This is a genomic window from Streptomyces sp. NPDC048442, from assembly GCF_040651475.1.
In the GTDB taxonomy this organism is placed as follows: Bacteria; Actinomycetota; Actinomycetes; order Streptomycetales; family Streptomycetaceae; genus Streptomyces.
The window spans coordinates 1-16,590 of the sequence record NZ_JBEZKB010000048.1; the positions used below are offsets into that span (position 1 = coordinate 1).

General features: G+C 71.8%; 13 protein-coding genes and 3 pseudogenes. 3 read left to right on the top strand and 13 right to left on the bottom strand.

What is annotated here, in order from left to right; genetic code table 11:
• Both AB0D18_RS39435 and AB0D18_RS39440 read right to left on the bottom strand, forming a co-directional pair.
• The coding region (locus AB0D18_RS39435; RefSeq protein ID WP_362430481.1) for a carboxylesterase family protein at positions 1 to 325 on the bottom strand (325 nt) is incomplete at its 3' end.
• 18 nt (positions 326 to 343) lie between these two features.
• The gene (locus tag AB0D18_RS39440; protein ID WP_362430484.1) at positions 344 to 2,395 is read right to left on the bottom strand and encodes a GAF domain-containing protein; all 2,052 of its coding nucleotides are present in this window, start codon (positions 2,393 to 2,395) and stop codon (positions 344 to 346) included.
• Between AB0D18_RS39440 and AB0D18_RS39445 the strand changes: the two genes are divergently transcribed.
• The gene (locus AB0D18_RS39445) at positions 2,394 to 2,597 is read left to right on the top strand and encodes a hypothetical protein (protein WP_362430487.1); all 204 of its coding nucleotides are present in this window, start codon (positions 2,394 to 2,396) and stop codon (positions 2,595 to 2,597) included. The two genes, AB0D18_RS39440 and AB0D18_RS39445, sit on opposite strands and share 2 nt — an antisense overlap.
• 157 nt (positions 2,598 to 2,754) lie before the next feature.
• Here the strand turns inward: AB0D18_RS39445 and AB0D18_RS39450 are convergent, their stop codons facing one another.
• The 3 genes and pseudogenes from AB0D18_RS39450 to AB0D18_RS39460 all read right to left on the bottom strand — a co-directional run.
• Positions 2,755 to 4,200, bottom strand: a complete 1,446-nt coding sequence (locus tag AB0D18_RS39450; protein WP_362430490.1) for an MFS transporter — start codon at positions 4,198 to 4,200, stop codon at positions 2,755 to 2,757.
• An 81-nt stretch (positions 4,201 to 4,281) separates the two neighbouring features.
• Positions 4,282 to 5,055 carry a 3-hydroxybutyrate dehydrogenase gene (locus AB0D18_RS39455; protein WP_362430493.1) on the bottom strand — a complete coding sequence of 258 codons (774 nt, stop codon included), beginning with the start codon at positions 5,053 to 5,055 and terminating at the stop codon, positions 4,282 to 4,284.
• Between the two features lie 119 nt (positions 5,056 to 5,174).
• A pseudogene (locus AB0D18_RS39460) lies at positions 5,175 to 5,555 on the bottom strand (3-hydroxybutyrate oligomer hydrolase family protein); the annotation flags it as partial.
• A 1-nt stretch (position 5,556) separates the two neighbouring features.
• Between AB0D18_RS39460 and AB0D18_RS39465 the strand changes: the two are divergent.
• Positions 5,557 to 5,803: pseudogene (locus tag AB0D18_RS39465) on the top strand (succinyl-CoA--3-ketoacid-CoA transferase); the annotation flags it as partial.
• Between the two features lie 61 nt (positions 5,804 to 5,864).
• Here AB0D18_RS39465 and AB0D18_RS39470 read toward each other — a convergent pair.
• The 7 genes from AB0D18_RS39470 to AB0D18_RS39500 form a co-directional block, all read right to left on the bottom strand.
• Positions 5,865 to 7,241 (bottom strand): UbiD family decarboxylase, encoded by a 1,377-nt coding sequence (locus AB0D18_RS39470; protein ID WP_362430495.1) that lies wholly within the window; start codon positions 7,239 to 7,241, stop codon positions 5,865 to 5,867.
• Positions 7,228 to 7,974, bottom strand: coding sequence for a hypothetical protein (locus AB0D18_RS39475; protein ID WP_362430497.1), 747 nt, complete (start codon positions 7,972 to 7,974; stop codon positions 7,228 to 7,230). Before AB0D18_RS39475 ends, AB0D18_RS39470 begins: the two co-directional genes overlap by 14 nt.
• Before the next feature lie 93 nt (positions 7,975 to 8,067).
• Complete coding sequence (locus AB0D18_RS39480; protein WP_362430499.1) at positions 8,068 to 9,042, bottom strand: amidohydrolase family protein; 975 nt, start codon at positions 9,040 to 9,042, stop codon at positions 8,068 to 8,070.
• A 50-nt stretch (positions 9,043 to 9,092) separates the two neighbouring features.
• Positions 9,093 to 11,330 carry a molybdopterin cofactor-binding domain-containing protein gene (locus AB0D18_RS39485; RefSeq protein WP_362430501.1) on the bottom strand — a complete coding sequence of 746 codons (2,238 nt, stop codon included), beginning with the start codon at positions 11,328 to 11,330 and terminating at the stop codon, positions 9,093 to 9,095.
• Between the two features lie 76 nt (positions 11,331 to 11,406).
• A complete protein-coding gene (locus AB0D18_RS39490) occupies positions 11,407 to 12,132 on the bottom strand; it encodes a GntR family transcriptional regulator (RefSeq protein ID WP_362430503.1) in 726 nt (241 codons plus the stop codon).
• Positions 12,133 to 12,181: 49 nt separating this feature from the next.
• Positions 12,182 to 13,606, bottom strand: coding sequence for a nucleobase:cation symporter-2 family protein (locus AB0D18_RS39495; protein WP_362430505.1), 1,425 nt, complete (start codon positions 13,604 to 13,606; stop codon positions 12,182 to 12,184).
• Between the two features lie 109 nt (positions 13,607 to 13,715).
• Positions 13,716 to 15,146 carry an amidohydrolase gene (locus AB0D18_RS39500; RefSeq protein ID WP_362430507.1) on the bottom strand — a complete coding sequence of 477 codons (1,431 nt, stop codon included), beginning with the start codon at positions 15,144 to 15,146 and terminating at the stop codon, positions 13,716 to 13,718.
• 429 nt (positions 15,147 to 15,575) lie between these two features.
• Between AB0D18_RS39500 and AB0D18_RS39505 the strand changes: the two are divergent.
• Positions 15,576 to 15,791 (top strand): annotated as a pseudogene (locus tag AB0D18_RS39505) (hypothetical protein); the annotation flags it as partial.
• Positions 15,792 to 15,879: 88 nt separating this feature from the next.
• Here the strand turns inward: AB0D18_RS39505 and AB0D18_RS39510 are convergent.
• Positions 15,880 to 16,578 carry a FadR/GntR family transcriptional regulator gene (locus tag AB0D18_RS39510; RefSeq protein WP_362430509.1) on the bottom strand — a complete coding sequence of 233 codons (699 nt, stop codon included), beginning with the start codon at positions 16,576 to 16,578 and terminating at the stop codon, positions 15,880 to 15,882.
• Positions 16,579 to 16,590: the final 12 nt, after the last annotated feature.

Sequence of the window (16,590 nt, forward strand, 5' to 3'; positions counted from 1 at the left end):
CGGCCGACCGCTGGGTCCAGGAGTCGGCCGGGGTCCAGATGTTGAGCGTGAGGCAGTCCTCGTCGAAGGGCGGCCTGCCGTGCCCGCCGAGCACCGGGTCGCCGCCCTCCGCGTACAGCTGCGGCGCGCTGGGCCCGTCGGCGGTGGCGTCCCGGGTGCCGCTCCACCCGGGATGCGCCTGCGCCGGACGCCGGCGCAGCTCCCCGACGGGTGGCGCGGCACAGGGAATCGCGCGGAACACGGCGACCCCGTCCTCCCACGTCCCGCGCAAGCGACCTTCCGGCAGGTCGAGGGACGGGTGATCCTGGTCGGAGGGGAGCGCCATCGGTCCGCCTTCCGGACGTCACGGGCCGGGGGCCTGTTCAGGCCCGCTCGCCGCCAGCCGGTGCAGCCGCAGCGCCAGTTGCAGTTCCAGGGCGCGTGCCGGGCTGTTCCAGTCCGCGCCGAGCAGCCGCCCCACCCGCTCCAGGCGCTGCGTGACCGTGTTCACGTGCACGTGCAGCGCGTCCTTGGCCCGCGACAGGCTGCCGCCGTGCGCGTAGTACGCCTCCAGGGTGCGGATCAGCTCCGTGCCGCGTTCCTCGTCGTAGTCCTGTACGACGCCCAGGACCCGCCCGACGTACGCCGCCACGTCCGACCGGTCGCCCAGCAGCACGCCCAGGAAGCCGAGTTCGGTGAGGTCCGAGCCGTCGCCCGTACGGCCGAGGGCGTGCAGGGCGTTCAGGCAGCGGCGGGCCTCGGAGTGGGCGTGCGGGAAATCCGCGGGGCCGGTGGCGGGCCCGGCGGCCCCGACGGTGACGGGGGAGCCCAGGGTTCTGGACAGCTGCTGGGCGAGGTCGCGGGCCAGTTCCCCGGGGCGGGCCGGCGCGATGAGTACGACCAGGCCCTCCCGCGTACCGGCGAGCCCGCCCAGGGCGCGGGCTCGCCGCGCGATGTCCGCCGCCAGCCGCGAACGTACCGGCGGATCGCAGTCCAGCACGGCGACGGCGTGGGAGGCGGCCAGGTCGACGCCGAGCCGCTTGGCGCGCAGCGCGAGGCTGCCGGTGCCTCGGCGGCCGGGCGGTGCGGCGGTCAGCAGGTCGTCGAGGAGTTCGCCGCGCACCCGGTCCTCGGTCTCCGCGACCGAACGGTGCAGCAGCAGGAGCAGCGCAGTGACGAGTCCGGCCCGCTCGAAGAGGCGGAGGTCGGCGTCGGAGAGGGAACCGCCTTCCCCGGCCGGGCTATCGGTGGTCCCGGCCGGGCTACCGGTGGGCCCGTTGGTCCTGTTGGTCCCGGTGGTCCCGTCCGGTCCCGCCCGGCCCGTCAGCACGAGGGTGCCGAGGAGTTCCGCCCCGGCGAGGACCGCGCAGGTCCAGGCGCCGTCGTGGTAGGCGGCACGGCCGTTGGCGCGGGATTCGGCGAGGCCGCGCGCGGGCGGGGCGGCCGGGCCTTCGCCGACGCGGGCCAGTTCGGTGCCGTCGGTGTCGTGGATGCTGAGGTTGCCGTCCAGGAGCGCCGCGATGGCCGCCGCCACCTCGCCCACCTCGCCGCCGCGCAGCACCAGTTCGGTGAGCCGGTCGTGGGCGTCGGAGGCCCGGCGCAGGGCCTCGCTGTGCGCGCGGGCGGTCGCGTTCGCCGCCTCCAGGCCGACCAGGGCGGCCCGGGTCTCCTCCATCAGCCGGGCCCCGTCGATGGCGACGGCCGCGTGGTCGGCGAGCGAGCCGAGCAGCGCGATGGTGTCCGGCGTGAAGTCGCGGGGCTCCCGGTCGGCGGCGTACAGCACCCCGATCACCTCGTCCCCGAGCCGCAACGGCACCCCGAGAATGCCGCGCAGCCCCTCCTCGCCCACGCCGCTGTCGATCGCCCCGGTGTGCCGGAACCGGTGGTCGGTGCGGTAGTCGCGGCTGGCGTACGGGCGCGCGGTCTGCGCGACCAGACCGCCGAGCCCGTCACCCATCCGCAGGCGCAGCTGCTGAAAGGCCGCGGACACGGACCCGTCGGTCACCCGCATGTACGTGTTGTGCGCCGCCGGGTCATTGAGCGTCAGGTACGCCACGTCCGCGCCCAGCAGGGTACGGGCCCGCCGGACGATGGCGCGCAGTACGGCGTCCAGATCGCGCAGCGCCGCCAGGTCGCCCGCCGTGTCGAACAGCGCGGCCAGTTCCGCCTCCCTGCGCCGGTGCTGGTCCAGGGTGCGCCGTACGGAGAGGGCCGCCTCCGTGGCCTCGGCCAGCCAGGCCGCCCCCGACGCATCGGCCGCCCGGGCGCGCGCGGCGGGACCGGCGAGCTGTTCGGCCGGGGCTCCGGCCGCGAGGAGGTCGAGGAGCTCGCGCAGTGCGGAAGCCGCCGCGGGCAGGGTGGCGGGCGCACTCGTCACACCGGGTGAGGGAACGTCGGGGGAGGGCACGTCGGTCATGGCGGCAGGCGGTCCGTCCGTACGGGGGGAGAGAGGCAACGGGAGGCACTCCAGCCTGCCGCGCCCGGAAAGGGAGCGGCAGACCGGGGTGCGTGCGGGAGAGGGCACGGCCGCACCGGGGTTCGGCGTCGGGCGGGCGGACCCGCAGTGGTCGGCGGCGACCGCCGGTGACCTGCGGTGGACGGCGACGGTCGGGGCGTGAGGCGCGTGAGGTGCGTGGGGGTGCGTCCGGCGGACACGCGGTCCGCACCGCCGGAGCGCTCGGGCCCGCCGGGGTGCCTGGGGCTGCCCCGCTCGACCCGGCCCCCGTACACCCCGTCTCTCGCCGGGGCAGCCCGCTCGGGCAGGTACAGGTGTGTTCAGCCGCGATCAGCAGTCGCTGTGCCTGCTGCACCCGCCGCCCCCGGCCCCGTCCCCGACCCCGTCCCCGACCTCGACCCGGACCTCGACCCGGACCCGACCGCCTCCGGGTCCGCCGCCTCGTCGCGGAACAGGTCCCGCCCCCGCGTCTCCCTCGCGAAGTACACCGTCACCGTCGTGACCAGCGCCGCCCCGCCCAGGTACAGGCTCAGCGGCAGCGAGGTGTCGAAGTCCTTCAGCAGTTCCACCGCGATGATCGGAGCCAGCGCCCCCGCCACGATCGACGCGAGCTGCGAGCCCATCGAGGCCCCCGAGTAGCGGACCTTCGTGTCGAACATCTCCGAGATGAACGCCGCCTGCGGCCCGTACATCGCCCCGTGCAGCAGCAGCCCCGCCGTCACCGACAGCGTGATCACCGCGAACGACTTCCCGTCCAGCAGGGCGAAGAACACGAACGCCCACACCGTCATGCCCACCGACCCGATCAGCGTCACCGGCCGCCGCCCGATCCGGTCCGACAGCGCGCCCCACAGCGGGATCGTCACGAAGTGCACGGCCGAGCCGATCAGTACGGCGTTCAGCGCGGTGCTCTTGGGGAGGCCCAGGTGGACGGTGACGTACACCAGGAGGAAGGAGGTGAGGAGGTAGTACGAGATGTTCTCGCCGAACCGGGTGCCGATCGCGGTGAGCACCTCGCGCCGGCTGTGCCGGAACACCTCGACGACCGGGGCCAGTTCCTTGACCCCGCGCGCCGCGTCCGCCTGCGCCTTGGCCTGCGCGGCCAGGAAGACCGGCGACTCCGAGACCGAGACCCGTATCCACAGACCGATGACCACCAGCACGCCGGACAGCAGGAACGGAATCCGCCAGCCCCACGACAGGAATGCCTCCTCGGACTGCACGGCGGCCAGCAGCGCCAGCACACCCGTCGCCAGGAGGTTGCCGCCGGGTGCGCCGGCCTGCGGCCAACTCGCCCAGAAACCACGGTGCTTGTCCCCGCCGTGCTCGGAGACGATCAGCACGGCCCCGCCCCACTCGCCGCCCAGCGCGAAGCCCTGGATCAGCCGCAGCACGGTCAGCAGGATCGGCGCGCCCGCGCCGATGGTCTCGTACGTGGGCAGCAGGCCCATGGCGAAGGTCGCGCCGCCCATCATGAGCAGGCTCAGGACCAGGAGCTTCTTGCGGCCGACGCGGTCGCCGAAGTGGCCGAAGACCAGGCCGCCGAGGGGGCGGGCGACGAATCCGATCGCGTACGTCACGAAGGCGATCAGGGTGCCCACCAGCGGGTCGCTGGTGGGGAAGAAGAGGGTGTTGAAGACGAGCGCGGCGGCCGACCCGTACAGGAAGAAGTCGTACCACTCGACGGTGGTGCCGATGAGGCTGGCGCCGACGACGCGGGCGATGCCGGTGCGTGGGGGCGGTGCGGGTGTCGCGGTGTCGGTCATGGTGGGTCACCGGTTTCGGGAGAGGTGGGTAGTGCGGGGGAGGCAGAGTGCGAGGGGGGGTGGAGAGCTGTGGCGGGAGTGTCAGCCCGCGGTCCAGCCGCCGTCCAGGGGGAGGGAGATGCCCGTGACGGACGCGGAGTGCGGGCCGCACAGCCACAGCACGGCGGCCGCCACCTCCTCCGCCTCCAGCAGGCGTTTCACGGGCGAGCGGGCCAGCAGGACGTCGGAGAGGACCTGGGCGGGGCCGATGCCGTGGGCGGCGGCCTGGTCGCGGAGTTGGCCCTCCACCAACGGGGTGCGTACGTAGCCGGGGTTGACGCAGTTGCTGGTCACGCCGTGCGGGGCGCCCTCCAGTGCGGCGACCTTGCTCAGGCCCTCCAGGGCGTGCTTCGCCGCGACGTAGGCGCTCTTGTACGGGCTGGCGCGCAGGCCGTGGACGCTGGAGACGTTCACGACCCGCCCCCACTGGCGTGCGTACATGTGGGGGAGGGTGTGGCGGAGCAGCAGGAAGGGGGCCGTCACCATCACCCGCTGGATCAACTCGAAGCGTTCCGGTGGGAATTCGGTGAGCGGAGCGACGTGCTGGAGTCCGGCGTTGTTGACCAGGATGTCGACCTCGCGAGGCAGGGAGCCGAGGGCGGCGGGGTCCGCGAGGTCGACGGTGTGCGGCTGCCCGCCGGTCTCCCCGGCGGCCGCCTTCGCGGCCTCGCCGTCCCGGTCCACGATGTGCACGGCGGCCCCGGCCTCGGCCAAGGCCCGCGCGCAGGCCCGGCCGATGCCGCTGCCGCTGCCGGTCACGAGGGCGGTGCGGCCCTGGAGGGGAGCGGGGAAGCCGGCGGGAAAGTTGCTCGTCATGGCCGGAACAGTAGGGACGCGCCACCGAGGGTGACATGTGTCCGTAAGCCACAATGCCCCCGCTCGGAGTGTGGGCCGTGCCCATACGGCGGCGGTGCTGCGGCCGCGCAGCAGCGGGGTCAGCGTCGGCGCAGGTCGCAGCGCTCGCGCAGCGCCGCCGCGTCGTCGCGCCCGGGCCGGGCCACGGTGCCGCTCATGGGTGGCCGTTCACCCTTTCCGAGCCACCCCTCCAGCGCCGTGAACGCGGCCCGGTGGCAGGGAACCAGCGGGCGCAGCCGGTCCGGGAAAGCGTCCACGAGCGAGTCGACATGGGTGCCGTCGGCGATGCGGTAGTACCGGAAGAGCGCTCCGCGACCCGCCTCGCGCACCATCCGCGCGTACGTGTCCGAGGTGCGGCTCGCGGGCAGCAGCACGTCCAGGTCGCCGTGCAGGGTGAGCAGCGGCTTGCCGATGCGGCCGGTCAGTTCGATCCGGCGCACCGCTTCGCGCATCTCGCGCGGCGGGATGATCCGCGGCGGCCACATCGACACCGCCGTCCTGGGCGCGATGCAGGTCTCGCAGAGCGGCGACTTCCCTGCCGCTCACCGGGCGCGCCGTGGTCCACCGGGTGATCACGGATCTCGCGGTCCTGGACGTGGTGCCGGGCCGGGGCTTCGTCCTGCGCGAACTGGCGCCAGGCGTCAGCGAGGAGCAGGTGCGGGCGGCCACGGACGCCCCGCTCCACGCGGGCGCCCTTCTCGACTGCTGAAGCCCCCCTCGGCCCGGTGGCGGCCGGCCCGGCCCGTGGACCGCTCAGCCCCCCAGCACCCTCAGCCCCCCAGCACCCTCCGCGCCGTCGCGACCCTCCCCGCATCCACCCGTATCCGCACCCCGTGGAAATCCGCCCCCCGCGTCGCGTCCAGCGCCATCCGTGAAGTGGTCCCGTCCGCCGTGGACGACGGATCCAGCGGGCTCCCCGGCAGGCCGTCCACCACGAACACGTCCCGGTGCGGCTGAAGGTGCGTCGCCATCGCCCACAGCACCTGCGAGTCCTGCGTGACGTCCACGTCCTCGTCCACCGCGACGACCGTCTTCAGGTACGGGTCCCAGCCCAGCAGCCCCAGCATGATCTGCCGCGCCTGTCCCGGCCGGGACGCACCGATCGCCACGTACGCATGGAAGTGCGTCCCCGACGTCGGGTAGTACAGCGCCGTGACCTCGGGAAACCGGTCCTTCAGCTTCTGCGCCATCTCGGACTCGCGCGGAATCCGGGCCAGGTTCAGATGCTCGTCGGTATTGCCGCCGACGACGTCCAGCAACAGGGCGTCCGCCCGCCGCAGCACCGTCTCCACCGTCAGGACGTCGTTCGTCGACCGGTCCGACGAGTAGCCGGAGAACTCCCCGAAGGGGCCCTCCTCCGCGTGCCGCGCCGGATCGATGTACCCCTCCAGCACGAGCTCCGCGCTCGCAGGCACCCGGATTCCGTACTTCGGCGTCCGTACGACCTCCAGCGGCGCCCCGAACAGCCCGCCCGCCACGTCCCGCTCGTCCGTGTCGGCACCCAGCCGGGCCGAAGCGGCCAGCATGAAGAGCGGATGGCCGCCCAGGATCAGGGCGACCGGCAGCCGCTCGCCCCGCTCCTCCGCCAGCCGCAGCAGCTGCCACAGGTGGCCGCGCGAGTGCAGGCTCGTCGCCAGTTCGGTGCGGCTGTGCACCATCGAGCGGTGGTAACTCAGGTTCCCTGAACGGCCGTTGGCCTCCGCCGGGGCCTCCGCCGCGATGATCCCGCTGGTGATGTACGGGGCCCGGTCCGACGCGAAATGCTGGATGAGGGGGAGGGCGGCGAGGTCGATGTCCTCGCCCGACTCGACCACCTCAAGGACCGGCCCGTCCGGCACCACGCGGGGCGTGCACCTGCGCGCCGAAGCCGCCTGGTAGGCCCTGTGCAGACCGGCCGGGTCCGTGCCCAGCAACCGCGCCACCCGGCGCCGCGACGCGAAGACGTTCGTGACGAGGGGGGTGCCCAGGCCGGCCACCTCGCGGCAGACCAGCATCTCCTCCCGGCCGCGCAGCGCCAGCTCCATGGCGAGCGCCGCCACATCCTCGCCGTCGAGCTTCTCGGTCACGGTGAGGACGTCGTCCGGGTGCTCGGCCTCGTACGTACGAAGGAACTCCCGGAGGTCCTGGGCGAGTTCAGTGCGTGTCACAGCACACCCCCGCCGGGTGCGGCGTACCGAACATCTCGCCCCACTCCGGTGCGGTGACGACGAGCCCCAGCAGATCGAGTCCGGTGTGGATGGCCACCCGCGCCCCGTCGTACACCGGCTTGCCCAACTCCCGTTCCACCAGCGCCGCGACGGGCGCCACCGGCAGCTCCGTACCCGCGACGACGATGCACTGCGTGTCCGGCGAGTCCGCGTCGAGCAGCGTCCGGCGCACCCGGGAGACCGGAAGCTCGGCGGCCGCGCGCGCGGTCGTCAGGCCCAGTGCGGTGACCGAGGAGATCTTGAAACCGGCGGCGAGATAGGTGTCGGCGAGCCGGCCTGCGGTCTGTTCGGAGCCGGGGAAGACCAGGGCGAGGGAGATGATGTCGCGGCGGGCGAGCAGCTCGATCTGGCCGAGGGTGACCGTGGAGGCGCGTACCCCCGTCACCTCCTCGATCCAGCGGGCCATGGCCCTGCCGTGCGCCGCGCCGTGCAGATCGGCCGAGCTGCCGCTCCACACCACGGCACGTACCCCCGCATCCGCCAACTGGGCTGCGGCGCGCGTCAGTTCACCGGACTGGGACGGGGCGATCGCCGGTCCGCTCATGATCTCGGGGAGCGAGGCACGGGCGACCGCGTGCGCCGACTCGATGGCGACGGGCTTGCAGATCTGGGCCGCCCACCGCTCGACGCCGATGCTGGTGGAGGGGACGAGATGACCGATGCGCTGCTGCATGTGCGGCACCACTTTTCTCACACGAGGGTTTACAGGGTGCGTACGAAAAAGGGGCCGGCCCGCCGAAGGGGCGGGCCGGCCCCCACTGACGGGCTACACGCGCGACGGCGAAGGGTTCTCAAGCGTCGCGTAGGTGCTCTTCAGGCGCAGCTGCGCCTCCTCCTGGTCCCGCGGCGGCGGCGTCGGGTCGATGCCGAGCAGCTTCGCCACGTTGTTGCCGAGGTACCCCTCCAGATGTTCCTCGGAGAGGTTCATGCCCTGCGGCGGCGGGCCCATCAGGACCTCCAACTCCCGTGCCCACATGCCCGGTTCGTTGGGCGGTGAGTCGGTACCGAAGAGCAGCTGGTGCTTCTCCATCTGCTGGGCGAACTCCACGATCCGCGACTGGAGGAGCCAGCCGGACTCGCCGTACACGTTCGGCGAGTCGAGGATCATGTACAGCGCCTCGAAGCAGTAGACGCCACCCGTCTGCACACCGAAGTGGCCGAGGATGAAGTTGACGTTCGGGAACTCGCGGATGATCGGGTAGAACTGCGTCGGGATCGAGTACGGCCCGTCACCGGTGTGGAGCAGGACAAGGATGCCGAGCTCGTCGCAGACCTTCAGGACCGGACGCAGCCAGTCCAGCGCCCGGTCCGGGCGGTAGGCATGCATGTTGGCATGCAGCTTGAGCATCTTGTAGCCGTATTCCTCGACGTGGAACCTCAGCTCCTTCGCGCCGTTCTCCGGCCCGAAGCGCGGGTTGTACATGAAGTTCCCGATGAAGCGGTCCGGGTACTCCTGGACCAGCTTCGTGATGTACGCCATGTAATCGCGAATGCCCTCGCGACCCCCGCGCATCCCGTCCTGCCACACCGAGTTACCGGGCGGGGGCATGATGCAGCCGTAGTCGATCCGGCGCGGCTTCCCGTTGATCATGAACGGGCCGTCCATCATCGCGAGGGTCCGCTCCCCGGTGAACGGATCGCCGTCGTGCCTCCACGCCTGGTCGACGATGTTCGTCGGGTGCATATGGGTGTCGATGATCAAGGTGCTGTTCCTTCCCTGCTGGTTCTGGTCGTACGTCATGCCTGTGTGGACCGTGGTGAACCGTTCGGGGACCCAGGGCAGGGCCCGCCTCACCTCCCTTCGGTGTGGGTGAAGTCGTCGGGGCGCACCGGCACCCTGCCCAGTGCGAGGCCCGTCGCGTCGCGCAGGGCGTTGGCGATGGCCGGAGTGGAGGACAGGGTCGGCGGCTCACCCACGCCGTTGAGGCCGTACGGCGAGTCGGGGTGCGGCAGTTCGAGCAGGTCGATGGGGACGGACGGCATGTCCGCGATGGTGGGGATGAGGTAGTCGGTGAAGGAGGGGTTGCGCACCTTGCCGTCCTTCACGTGCAGTTCCTCCATCAGGGCCAGCCCGAGGCCCTGGGCGCTGCCGCCCTCGATCTGGCCCTCGACGGCAAGGGGGTTCATCGCCCTGCCGACGTCCTGGGCGGTGGCCAGCTCCACCACCTTCACGAGGCCGAGGTCGGTGTCGACCTCCACCACGGCGCGGTGCGCGGCGAACGCGAAGGCGATGTGCGCCTTGCCCTGCCCCCGCTCGGGGTCCACGGGATACGTCCGGCGGTGGGAGTACTCGTACTCTTCCTCCAACGGTCCGTGTACGGCGAGGAGTTCGGCCAGGGTTCCCTCGCCGAGCTCCGCGATCCGCGCCCGCAGCGCCTTGCACGCGCCCTGCACCGCGCCGCCGCTCATCCAGCTGATGCGCGAGGCGGAGGAGGAGCCTGCGTCGCCGACCCGGGTGTCCGCCGGCAGTACCGTCACCTGCTGGACGCCGAGTTCGGTCCGTACGATCTGGGCCTGGATGGTCACGATGCCCTGGCCGCACTCGGCGGCCGAGGTGTGCACCTGTGCCACCGGCTCGCCGTCCGCGAGGGACAGTCTGACCCGGGCCACCGAGCGGTCGTCGACGCCGCCGGAGAAGCCGATCGCCTTGACCCCGATCGCATAGCCGACGCCGCGCTTGATGCCCTCGCCGCGGGTGGTGTTGTTCAGGCCGCCGGGGAGCGAGAAGACGCCTTCGCCGGGCGGGGGCAGGGGGCGCCTTCGCAGTCGTTCCAGGAGCTCGGCGGCGGGTGCGGGGCCGTCGACCGCCTGCCCGGTCGGCAGCATCGTCCCCGTCGTCATCGCGTTGCGGATCCTCAACTCGACCGGCTCGATGCCCAGTTCGCGGGCCAGCTTGTCGAGGTTGGACTCCACCCCGTAGCAGGACTGGACGGCGCCGAAGCCGCGCATCGCCCCGCAGGGCGGGTTGTTGGTGTAGACGGAGTAGCCGTCGATCTCCACGTGCGGGACGTCGTAGGCCCCGGCCGCGAAGTACGAGCCGTTGGCGATGACGACCTGCGAGGTGGAGGTGTACGCGCCGCCGTCGAAGACCAGCCGCGCTTTCACATAGACGATCTTCCCGTCGCGCGTCGCCCCGTGCTCGAACCACATCTTCGCCGGGTGGCGGTGCACGTGCCCGAAGAAGGACTCCTCGCGGTGGTAGCTCATCTTCACCGGCCGGCCGGTGTGCAGGGCGAGGAGCGCGGAATGGATCTGTACGGAGACGTCCTCGCGGCCTCCGAAGGCGCCGCCCACGCCGGACATGGTCAAACGGACCTTCTCCGGCGGCAGCCCGAGCGCCGAACACATCTGGTGCTGGTCGTCGTACAGCCACTGTGTCGACACATAGACGTCGACGCCGCCGTCCTCGGCGGGTATCGCAAGCCCCGACTCCGGCCCCAGGAACGCCTGGTCCTGCATGCCCACGTCGTACGCCCCCGAGACGACCACCTCGGCGAGACGCTCGGCCTCCGCCATGTCACCGTGCCGGATCCGGACGTGGCGCACCACGTTGCCCCACTCGTCCCTGCCGTCGATCCGCCGGGCGTGGACGCGGGGGCCCTCGCCGCGGACCGCCTGCTCCGGGTCGGTCAGCGGGGTCCGTATCTCGTACTCCACCTCTATGAGGCGAAGGGCGCGGCGCGCGGTCTCCGGGTGGTCGGCGGCCACCAGGGCCACCGGCTCGCCCTGGTAGCGGACCACGTCCCTGGCGAGTACCGGCTGGTCCGCGACCTTCATCCCGTACAGCGGATGGCCGGGAACGTCCTCGTGGGTGAGGACGGCGACGACGCCGGGAAGCGCGAGCGCCCTGCTCGCGTCGAACCGCACGATCCGGGCCGACGGGTGCGGGCTGCGCAGCGTCGCGCCCCACACCATGTGGTCCGCGTGCAGGTCCGAGGAGTACGCGAAGTCCCCCTTGACCTTCAGCCTGCCGTCGGGCCGCAGGACGCTTTCGCCCACCCCGTGCCGGACTCCGGTAGTGGTGTTCACGGTGCGTCACTTCCCTTCCACGTCATGGGTGGGGTGGTACGAGGCGGAGCGTGAAGTACTGCCGTACGCAGGGGGGTTACTCGACGGGGTGGATCCCGGGGCCTCGCGTGCCGTTCTGGTCGGGACCTGCCGCGACCGCCTGGGAGAGCCGGATCCGCAGCCGCCTGATGTGCTCCCGGGCGGCGAGCTCCGCCGCGTCCGGGTCGCCCGACGTCATCGCCTCAAAGATGCGGCGGTGCTCGGCGACGGCGAGGCGCGGGGCCTCCGGGCTGCGCCACAGCGAGTGCAGCGCCAGGTGGGCCTTGCCCTGGATGGTGTCGAGGGCGGCGGTGAGATGGGTGTTGCCGGCCACCTCGCGGATCAGGCGGTGGTAGGCCATGTCCATCTCGATGTGTGCTCTCTCGTCGTAGTCGGAGGTGACCACGCGCTCGTGCCGTTCGAGCAGCTCGCGCAGCTCGCCGACCTTGGTGGCGTCGAGCCGCTCGGTGGCCAGGCGCGCCGCGAGACCCTCCATGACCTCGCGGACCACGTACAGCTGACGTACGTCCTCCAGGTCGACGGTGGAGACCACGGCGCCCCGGTGCGGGACGTGGGAGGCGAGTCCGTCGTGGATGAGCCGCTGGACGGCTTCCCTGACGGGGCTGCGGCTGATGCCCATCTGCGTGGCCAGCGCCGGCACGGACAGGGCGTCACCCGGGCGCAGGCGGTTCGCCAGCACGGCGGCCTTCAGCTCGTCGTACGCACGGTCCGCCAGCAGACTCCCGGCCGCGACCGGATTCACCGCTGACTTGTCCGTCGCCATGCCCGCCTCCCACATCCTCTTGGTCCTGCGTCGCTCTGGTCCTGTGCTGCTACGCGCTGTCCTTCGTACGGACTTTATGTTGCATGTAATCTTCTGACGGGTCAACGGGTGCAACGGCCTCCTTCCGCCTCCCCGGGAGCCGCAAATGGTGGAAAAACAGGTTGAGCAGGACAGCAGTGAGGGTGCCGAGGATGATGCCGCTCTCGAACAGTGCATGCAGTTGCCTGGTCGGCATCTGCTCCGCGAACTGCGGGAAAGCCGTCGGCAGGAAGCCGATGCCCATGCTCGCGGCCACCAGGATCGTGTTCCGCTGGTCCGTGAGGTCCGCCTGGAGCAGGATCTGCACGCCGACCACCGCGATCGTCGCGAACAGCACGATCGTGGCGCCGCCGAGCACGGAGGCGGGCATGGCGGCGACGACCGCCCCGATCTTGGGCACCAGACCGAACACGATCATGATCACGCCGGCCGACGCGATGATCCAGCGGCTCTTGACGCGGGTGAGCCTGATCAGCCCGATGTTCTGCGAATAGACCGTGCTGGGAAAGGAGTTGAGCGCCCCGGCGACCGCCGTGGCCAGCCCGTCCGCCCGCAGCGCCCTGGTGACACCCTTGCCGTCCACTTCGCGGCCGACGATCTCACCGACCGCGAAGAACTGCCCGATCGACTCCACCGCCACGATGATCATGACCATGAAGATCGACAGGATCGCGATCGTGTCGAACCGGATGCCGTAGTGCAGCGGCGCCGCCATCCCGATCCACGAGGCGTCCCCGATCTTCGAGAAGTCCGTCTTCCCCAGGAGCGCGGCCACCACGGTGCCGGCGAACAGCCCCGCCAGGACCGCGATGGTGGCCATGAAGCCGCGCGAGAACTTGTGCAGCAGCAGGATGACCACGAACGTGACGGCGGCCAGGCCCAGTTGGGCGGGCGACCCGAAGGACTTCGCACTCGGATCGCCGCCGCCCACCTGACGGGCGGCCACACCGAGCAGGGTGATGCCGACGATCGTCACGATGGTGCCCGTGACCAGCGGCGGGAAGTACTTCACCAACCTGCTGAAGACGGGCGCAACGACGAACAGCGCGAGCCCAGCCGCGACCACCGCCCCCAGCACCGTCGGCATCCCGGCCTTCGCGCCGCCCGCCGCCAGCCCCACCGAGACGAGCGAGGGCACCGCCGTGGTCGAAGTGCCCTGCACGATCGGCAGTTTGATGCCGACCCCCCTGAAGCCCACCGCCTGCAGGAGCGTGGCGATGCCACAGGTCAGCAGGGACGCGTTGACCAGCAGCCCGATGTCCTCGTCCGGCAGCCCGATGCCCTGGGCGACCAGCAGGGGCATCACCACCGCTCCGGCGTAGAAGGCGAGCACGTGCTGGAAGCCGTAGACCGCGAGCCGCCAGAACGACGGCACCGCCTCGACCGGGTCCTGCGCTTGCGGGCCCTGTACTTCTGGCTCTGTGGTGCGGGACATGTGCGTTCTCCCTCCACCCGCCGAACGCGTCGGCAGGGGTCCGTGTGTGCGCACGTACGAGGGCCGCGGACGGGCAGCCGGGTGGGGCGATGCGGTACGGGTGTGGAGCTCAGTGCTGCCAGGAGCTGCGCAGCGCGTCGAAACCGGCGCGGCGGACCAGGCGTTCGGCCCGCTCCTGGGCCTCCTCAAGCAGTGCCGTCTCGTCGACCAGCACACAGCGGTCGTCCTCGAAGACCACCCGTCCGTCGACGATCGTCATCTCCACGTCGCTGCCGCGCGCCGAGTACACGAGCGTGGCGACCGTGCGGTGCACCGGCCGCAGATGCGGCCGGTCGAGGGCGACGACCGCGAGGTCCGCCGGCGCGCCGACGGCCAGGGTGCCGGTGCCCGTGCCGGTGTACTTGCCGCCCTCGCGGGTGGCCAGTTCCAGCGCCTCCTCGCAGCGGGCCGCCGACGGGTCGAGATGGTGCTGGCGCTGACCGAAAAGGGTCTGCTTCATCACCTCGAACATGTCCTGGCGGTGCCCGGCGCTCGGCCCGTCGGTGCCCAGCGACACCACCGCACCCGCGTCCCGCAGCGCCCGCAGCCGCATGACCCCGGAGGCCAGATAGGCGTTGGAGACCGGATTGTGCGAGACCCCCGCCCGGCGCTCGCCGATGTGCTTGACCTCGGCGTCGTCCAGCCAGACCGCATGCGCCAGCGTGGCCCGCTCGTCGAGCAGCCCCTCCCTGGCCAGCCACTCCACGGGCCGTACCCCGTACGCCTCCAGATAGCTCGCGGGGTCCTTGGCCCCCTCCGAGCAGTGCGTGTGCCAGCGCGTCCCGAACTCGGCGGCCAGCTCCACCGCACCGCGGACCAGGTCCTGGTCGACGTAACTCAGATTGAGCGGCGCGGGCCAGATCTCGACCATCGACGTGCGCGGCGGGCGGCGCTGCATGCAATCGCGGGTGAGGTCCAGCTCCTCCTGGGTGGAGTAGCGGTACAGGGCGTCGGGCAGGCCCCGTGCGGCGGCGACCGCCGTCTTGCGGCCGAGCATTCCGCGCGCGACCGCACCCCGCAGTCCGGCCGACTCGACGGCCCGCGCCACGGCCAGCACGGTGTCCGGATCGGTCGGCGCGTAGTGGTTGTCGACGACGGTGGTGATGCCCGAACGCAGTGCTTCCACGGCCCCGAGCGTGGCCGCCACCCGGGCGTCCTCGGGGTCGAAGGCGATCGCGTACGGCCACATGAACTCGCAGAGCCAGGGCCAGATCGAGAGCCCCTCGCCCAGGCCCCTGGCCAGTGACTGGAAGAGGTGCGAGTGCCCGTCGACGAAGCCGGGCAGCACCGCTCTGCCCCGGCAGTCGACGGTCCGCACCGCCTGCCACTGGGCATCGACCTCGCCAGCGGGACCGATGGCCACGATCCGGTTTCCGGACACGGCCACCGAGCCCGGCTCGTACACGTTCCGCCGTCCGTCGACGGTCACCACCCGCCCGCCGGAGAGCAGCAGATCGCACTGGAGGAGGCCGGTGGAGTCCGAGGGATGCATGGCGTGCATGGAGGTCCTCCCGAGAGGGTCGGCAGCATGCTCAATGTTGCATGTAACATATTCAGGCCAATCGGCCTGTCAACCCTTTGCGACGGAACGTGCTCGTCAGGCGCCTCTCAAGTCGAAAACCCCGCAGACTCCCCGCAGACTGATCGAACCGGGACATACCCGGCCCGGTTCTGCGATCGGCGGGGGAGGAGGCGGCGGGTGTCGGAGTACGGGAGAAGAAGGCCTGAGTACGGCAGAAGAACAGCGGCGCTCGCCCTGTCCTCGGTACTCCTGGCCGGACTCGCCGGGACGGCGCTCCACTCCGCACTTCCCGCTGCTCCCGAGGCCGAGATCCGTGTGGCCTCGGAGTCGTCCGTGCCCTCCGTGTCCCCCGTGCCCTCCGTGTTCTCCGAGGAGGACGTCTCCGGATCCGCCCCCGCCAGGACCGCGTCCGGCTCCACCTGCCGCACGGCGGTCGAGCGGTCCCGGGTCGTCGCCTACTGCCACAACCCGTACCCCGAGGCCGATCTGGTCCGGCTGCACACGGAATGCGTCCGCTGGTGGGACATCGACGCGGACGGCGGCCAGGTCACGGTGGGCCCGGCCGAGACCGTACGGCTCTCCGGCCGCTGCTGGAAGGAAGTCGACAGCGTCTGGGTCAGCCACGAACGCGACCCCGACGACCCGCCGCCCGCCGCCAAGGACCCGGACGCCGAGGGCCCCGACGCGAACGAGCCGCCCGGTGCCAGGACACTCAGCCGTGCGCGCACCCCGTGAGGCAGCCGCGCTCGGCCAGGCACTTCAGCGAGTAGCCGGCGGCCTCGGTGGCGGCGGTCTCCGCGTCGCCCGCCCTGATCGCCTCGATCAGCTGCGCGTGGTCCATGTGGTCCTCCGGCCGCAGCTCGTGCCCGATGTCGTCCCGCAGCCAGTCCCGGAGCAGATCGCCGAGGTCGGCGTAGAGCCCGATCAGCACGTCGTTGTGGGAGGCGGCCACCACCGCCAGGTGCAGCGAGGCGTCCGCGGTCACGAACTGCTCCGCGTCCCCCGACGCCCAGGCCTGCTCGCGCCGCGCGAGCAGCGCGTCCAGCTGCCTGACGTCCCTGTCGGTACGCCGCTGCGCCGCCAGCCGCCCGGCCGACGACTCCAGCGTGGAACGCAGCTCGGCGATGTGCAGCGGGTCCGCGTCCGCGAATCGGCGGTGCATCACCCCGGCCAGCTCGCTCGTCGCCAGGACGTAGGTCCCCGAACCCTGCCGGATGTCGAGGAGCCCGTTGTGTGCGAGGGCGCGCACCGCCTCGCGGACCGTGTTGCGTGCCACCCCCAGCTGCTCGACCAGCTCGGGCTCGGTCGGAATCCGTGACCCCACGGGCCACTCGCCGGAGGTGATCTGGTTCCGCAGGGCGGTGATCACCTGGTCGGAGAGTGCGGAACGCCGGGGAGAGGTCAGCGTCATGGTGCTCCTCGT

What these genes read in the sequence shown, in the direction of transcription:
- AB0D18_RS39445 (WP_362430487.1), top strand. Translation starts at nt 2,394, where the DNA reads ATGGCGGCAGGCGGTCCGTCCGTACGGGGGGAGAGAGGCAACGGGAGG.
- AB0D18_RS39440 (WP_362430484.1), bottom strand. Translation starts at nt 2,395, where the DNA reads ATGACCGACGTGCCCTCCCCCGACGTTCCCTCACCCGGTGTGACGAGT.
- AB0D18_RS39450 (WP_362430490.1), bottom strand. Translation starts at nt 4,200, where the DNA reads ATGACCGACACCGCGACACCCGCACCGCCCCCACGCACCGGCATCGCC.
- AB0D18_RS39455 (WP_362430493.1), bottom strand. Translation starts at nt 5,055, where the DNA reads ATGACGAGCAACTTTCCCGCCGGCTTCCCCGCTCCCCTCCAGGGCCGC.
- AB0D18_RS39475 (WP_362430497.1), bottom strand. Translation starts at nt 7,974, where the DNA reads ATGCAGCAGCGCATCGGTCATCTCGTCCCCTCCACCAGCATCGGCGTC.
- AB0D18_RS39480 (WP_362430499.1), bottom strand. Translation starts at nt 9,042, where the DNA reads ATGACGTACGACCAGAACCAGCAGGGAAGGAACAGCACCTTGATCATC.
- AB0D18_RS39490 (WP_362430503.1), bottom strand. Translation starts at nt 12,132, where the DNA reads ATGGCGACGGACAAGTCAGCGGTGAATCCGGTCGCGGCCGGGAGTCTG.
- AB0D18_RS39495 (WP_362430505.1), bottom strand. Translation starts at nt 13,606, where the DNA reads ATGTCCCGCACCACAGAGCCAGAAGTACAGGGCCCGCAAGCGCAGGAC.
- AB0D18_RS39500 (WP_362430507.1), bottom strand. Translation starts at nt 15,146, where the DNA reads ATGCACGCCATGCATCCCTCGGACTCCACCGGCCTCCTCCAGTGCGAT.
- AB0D18_RS39510 (WP_362430509.1), bottom strand. Translation starts at nt 16,578, where the DNA reads ATGACGCTGACCTCTCCCCGGCGTTCCGCACTCTCCGACCAGGTGATC.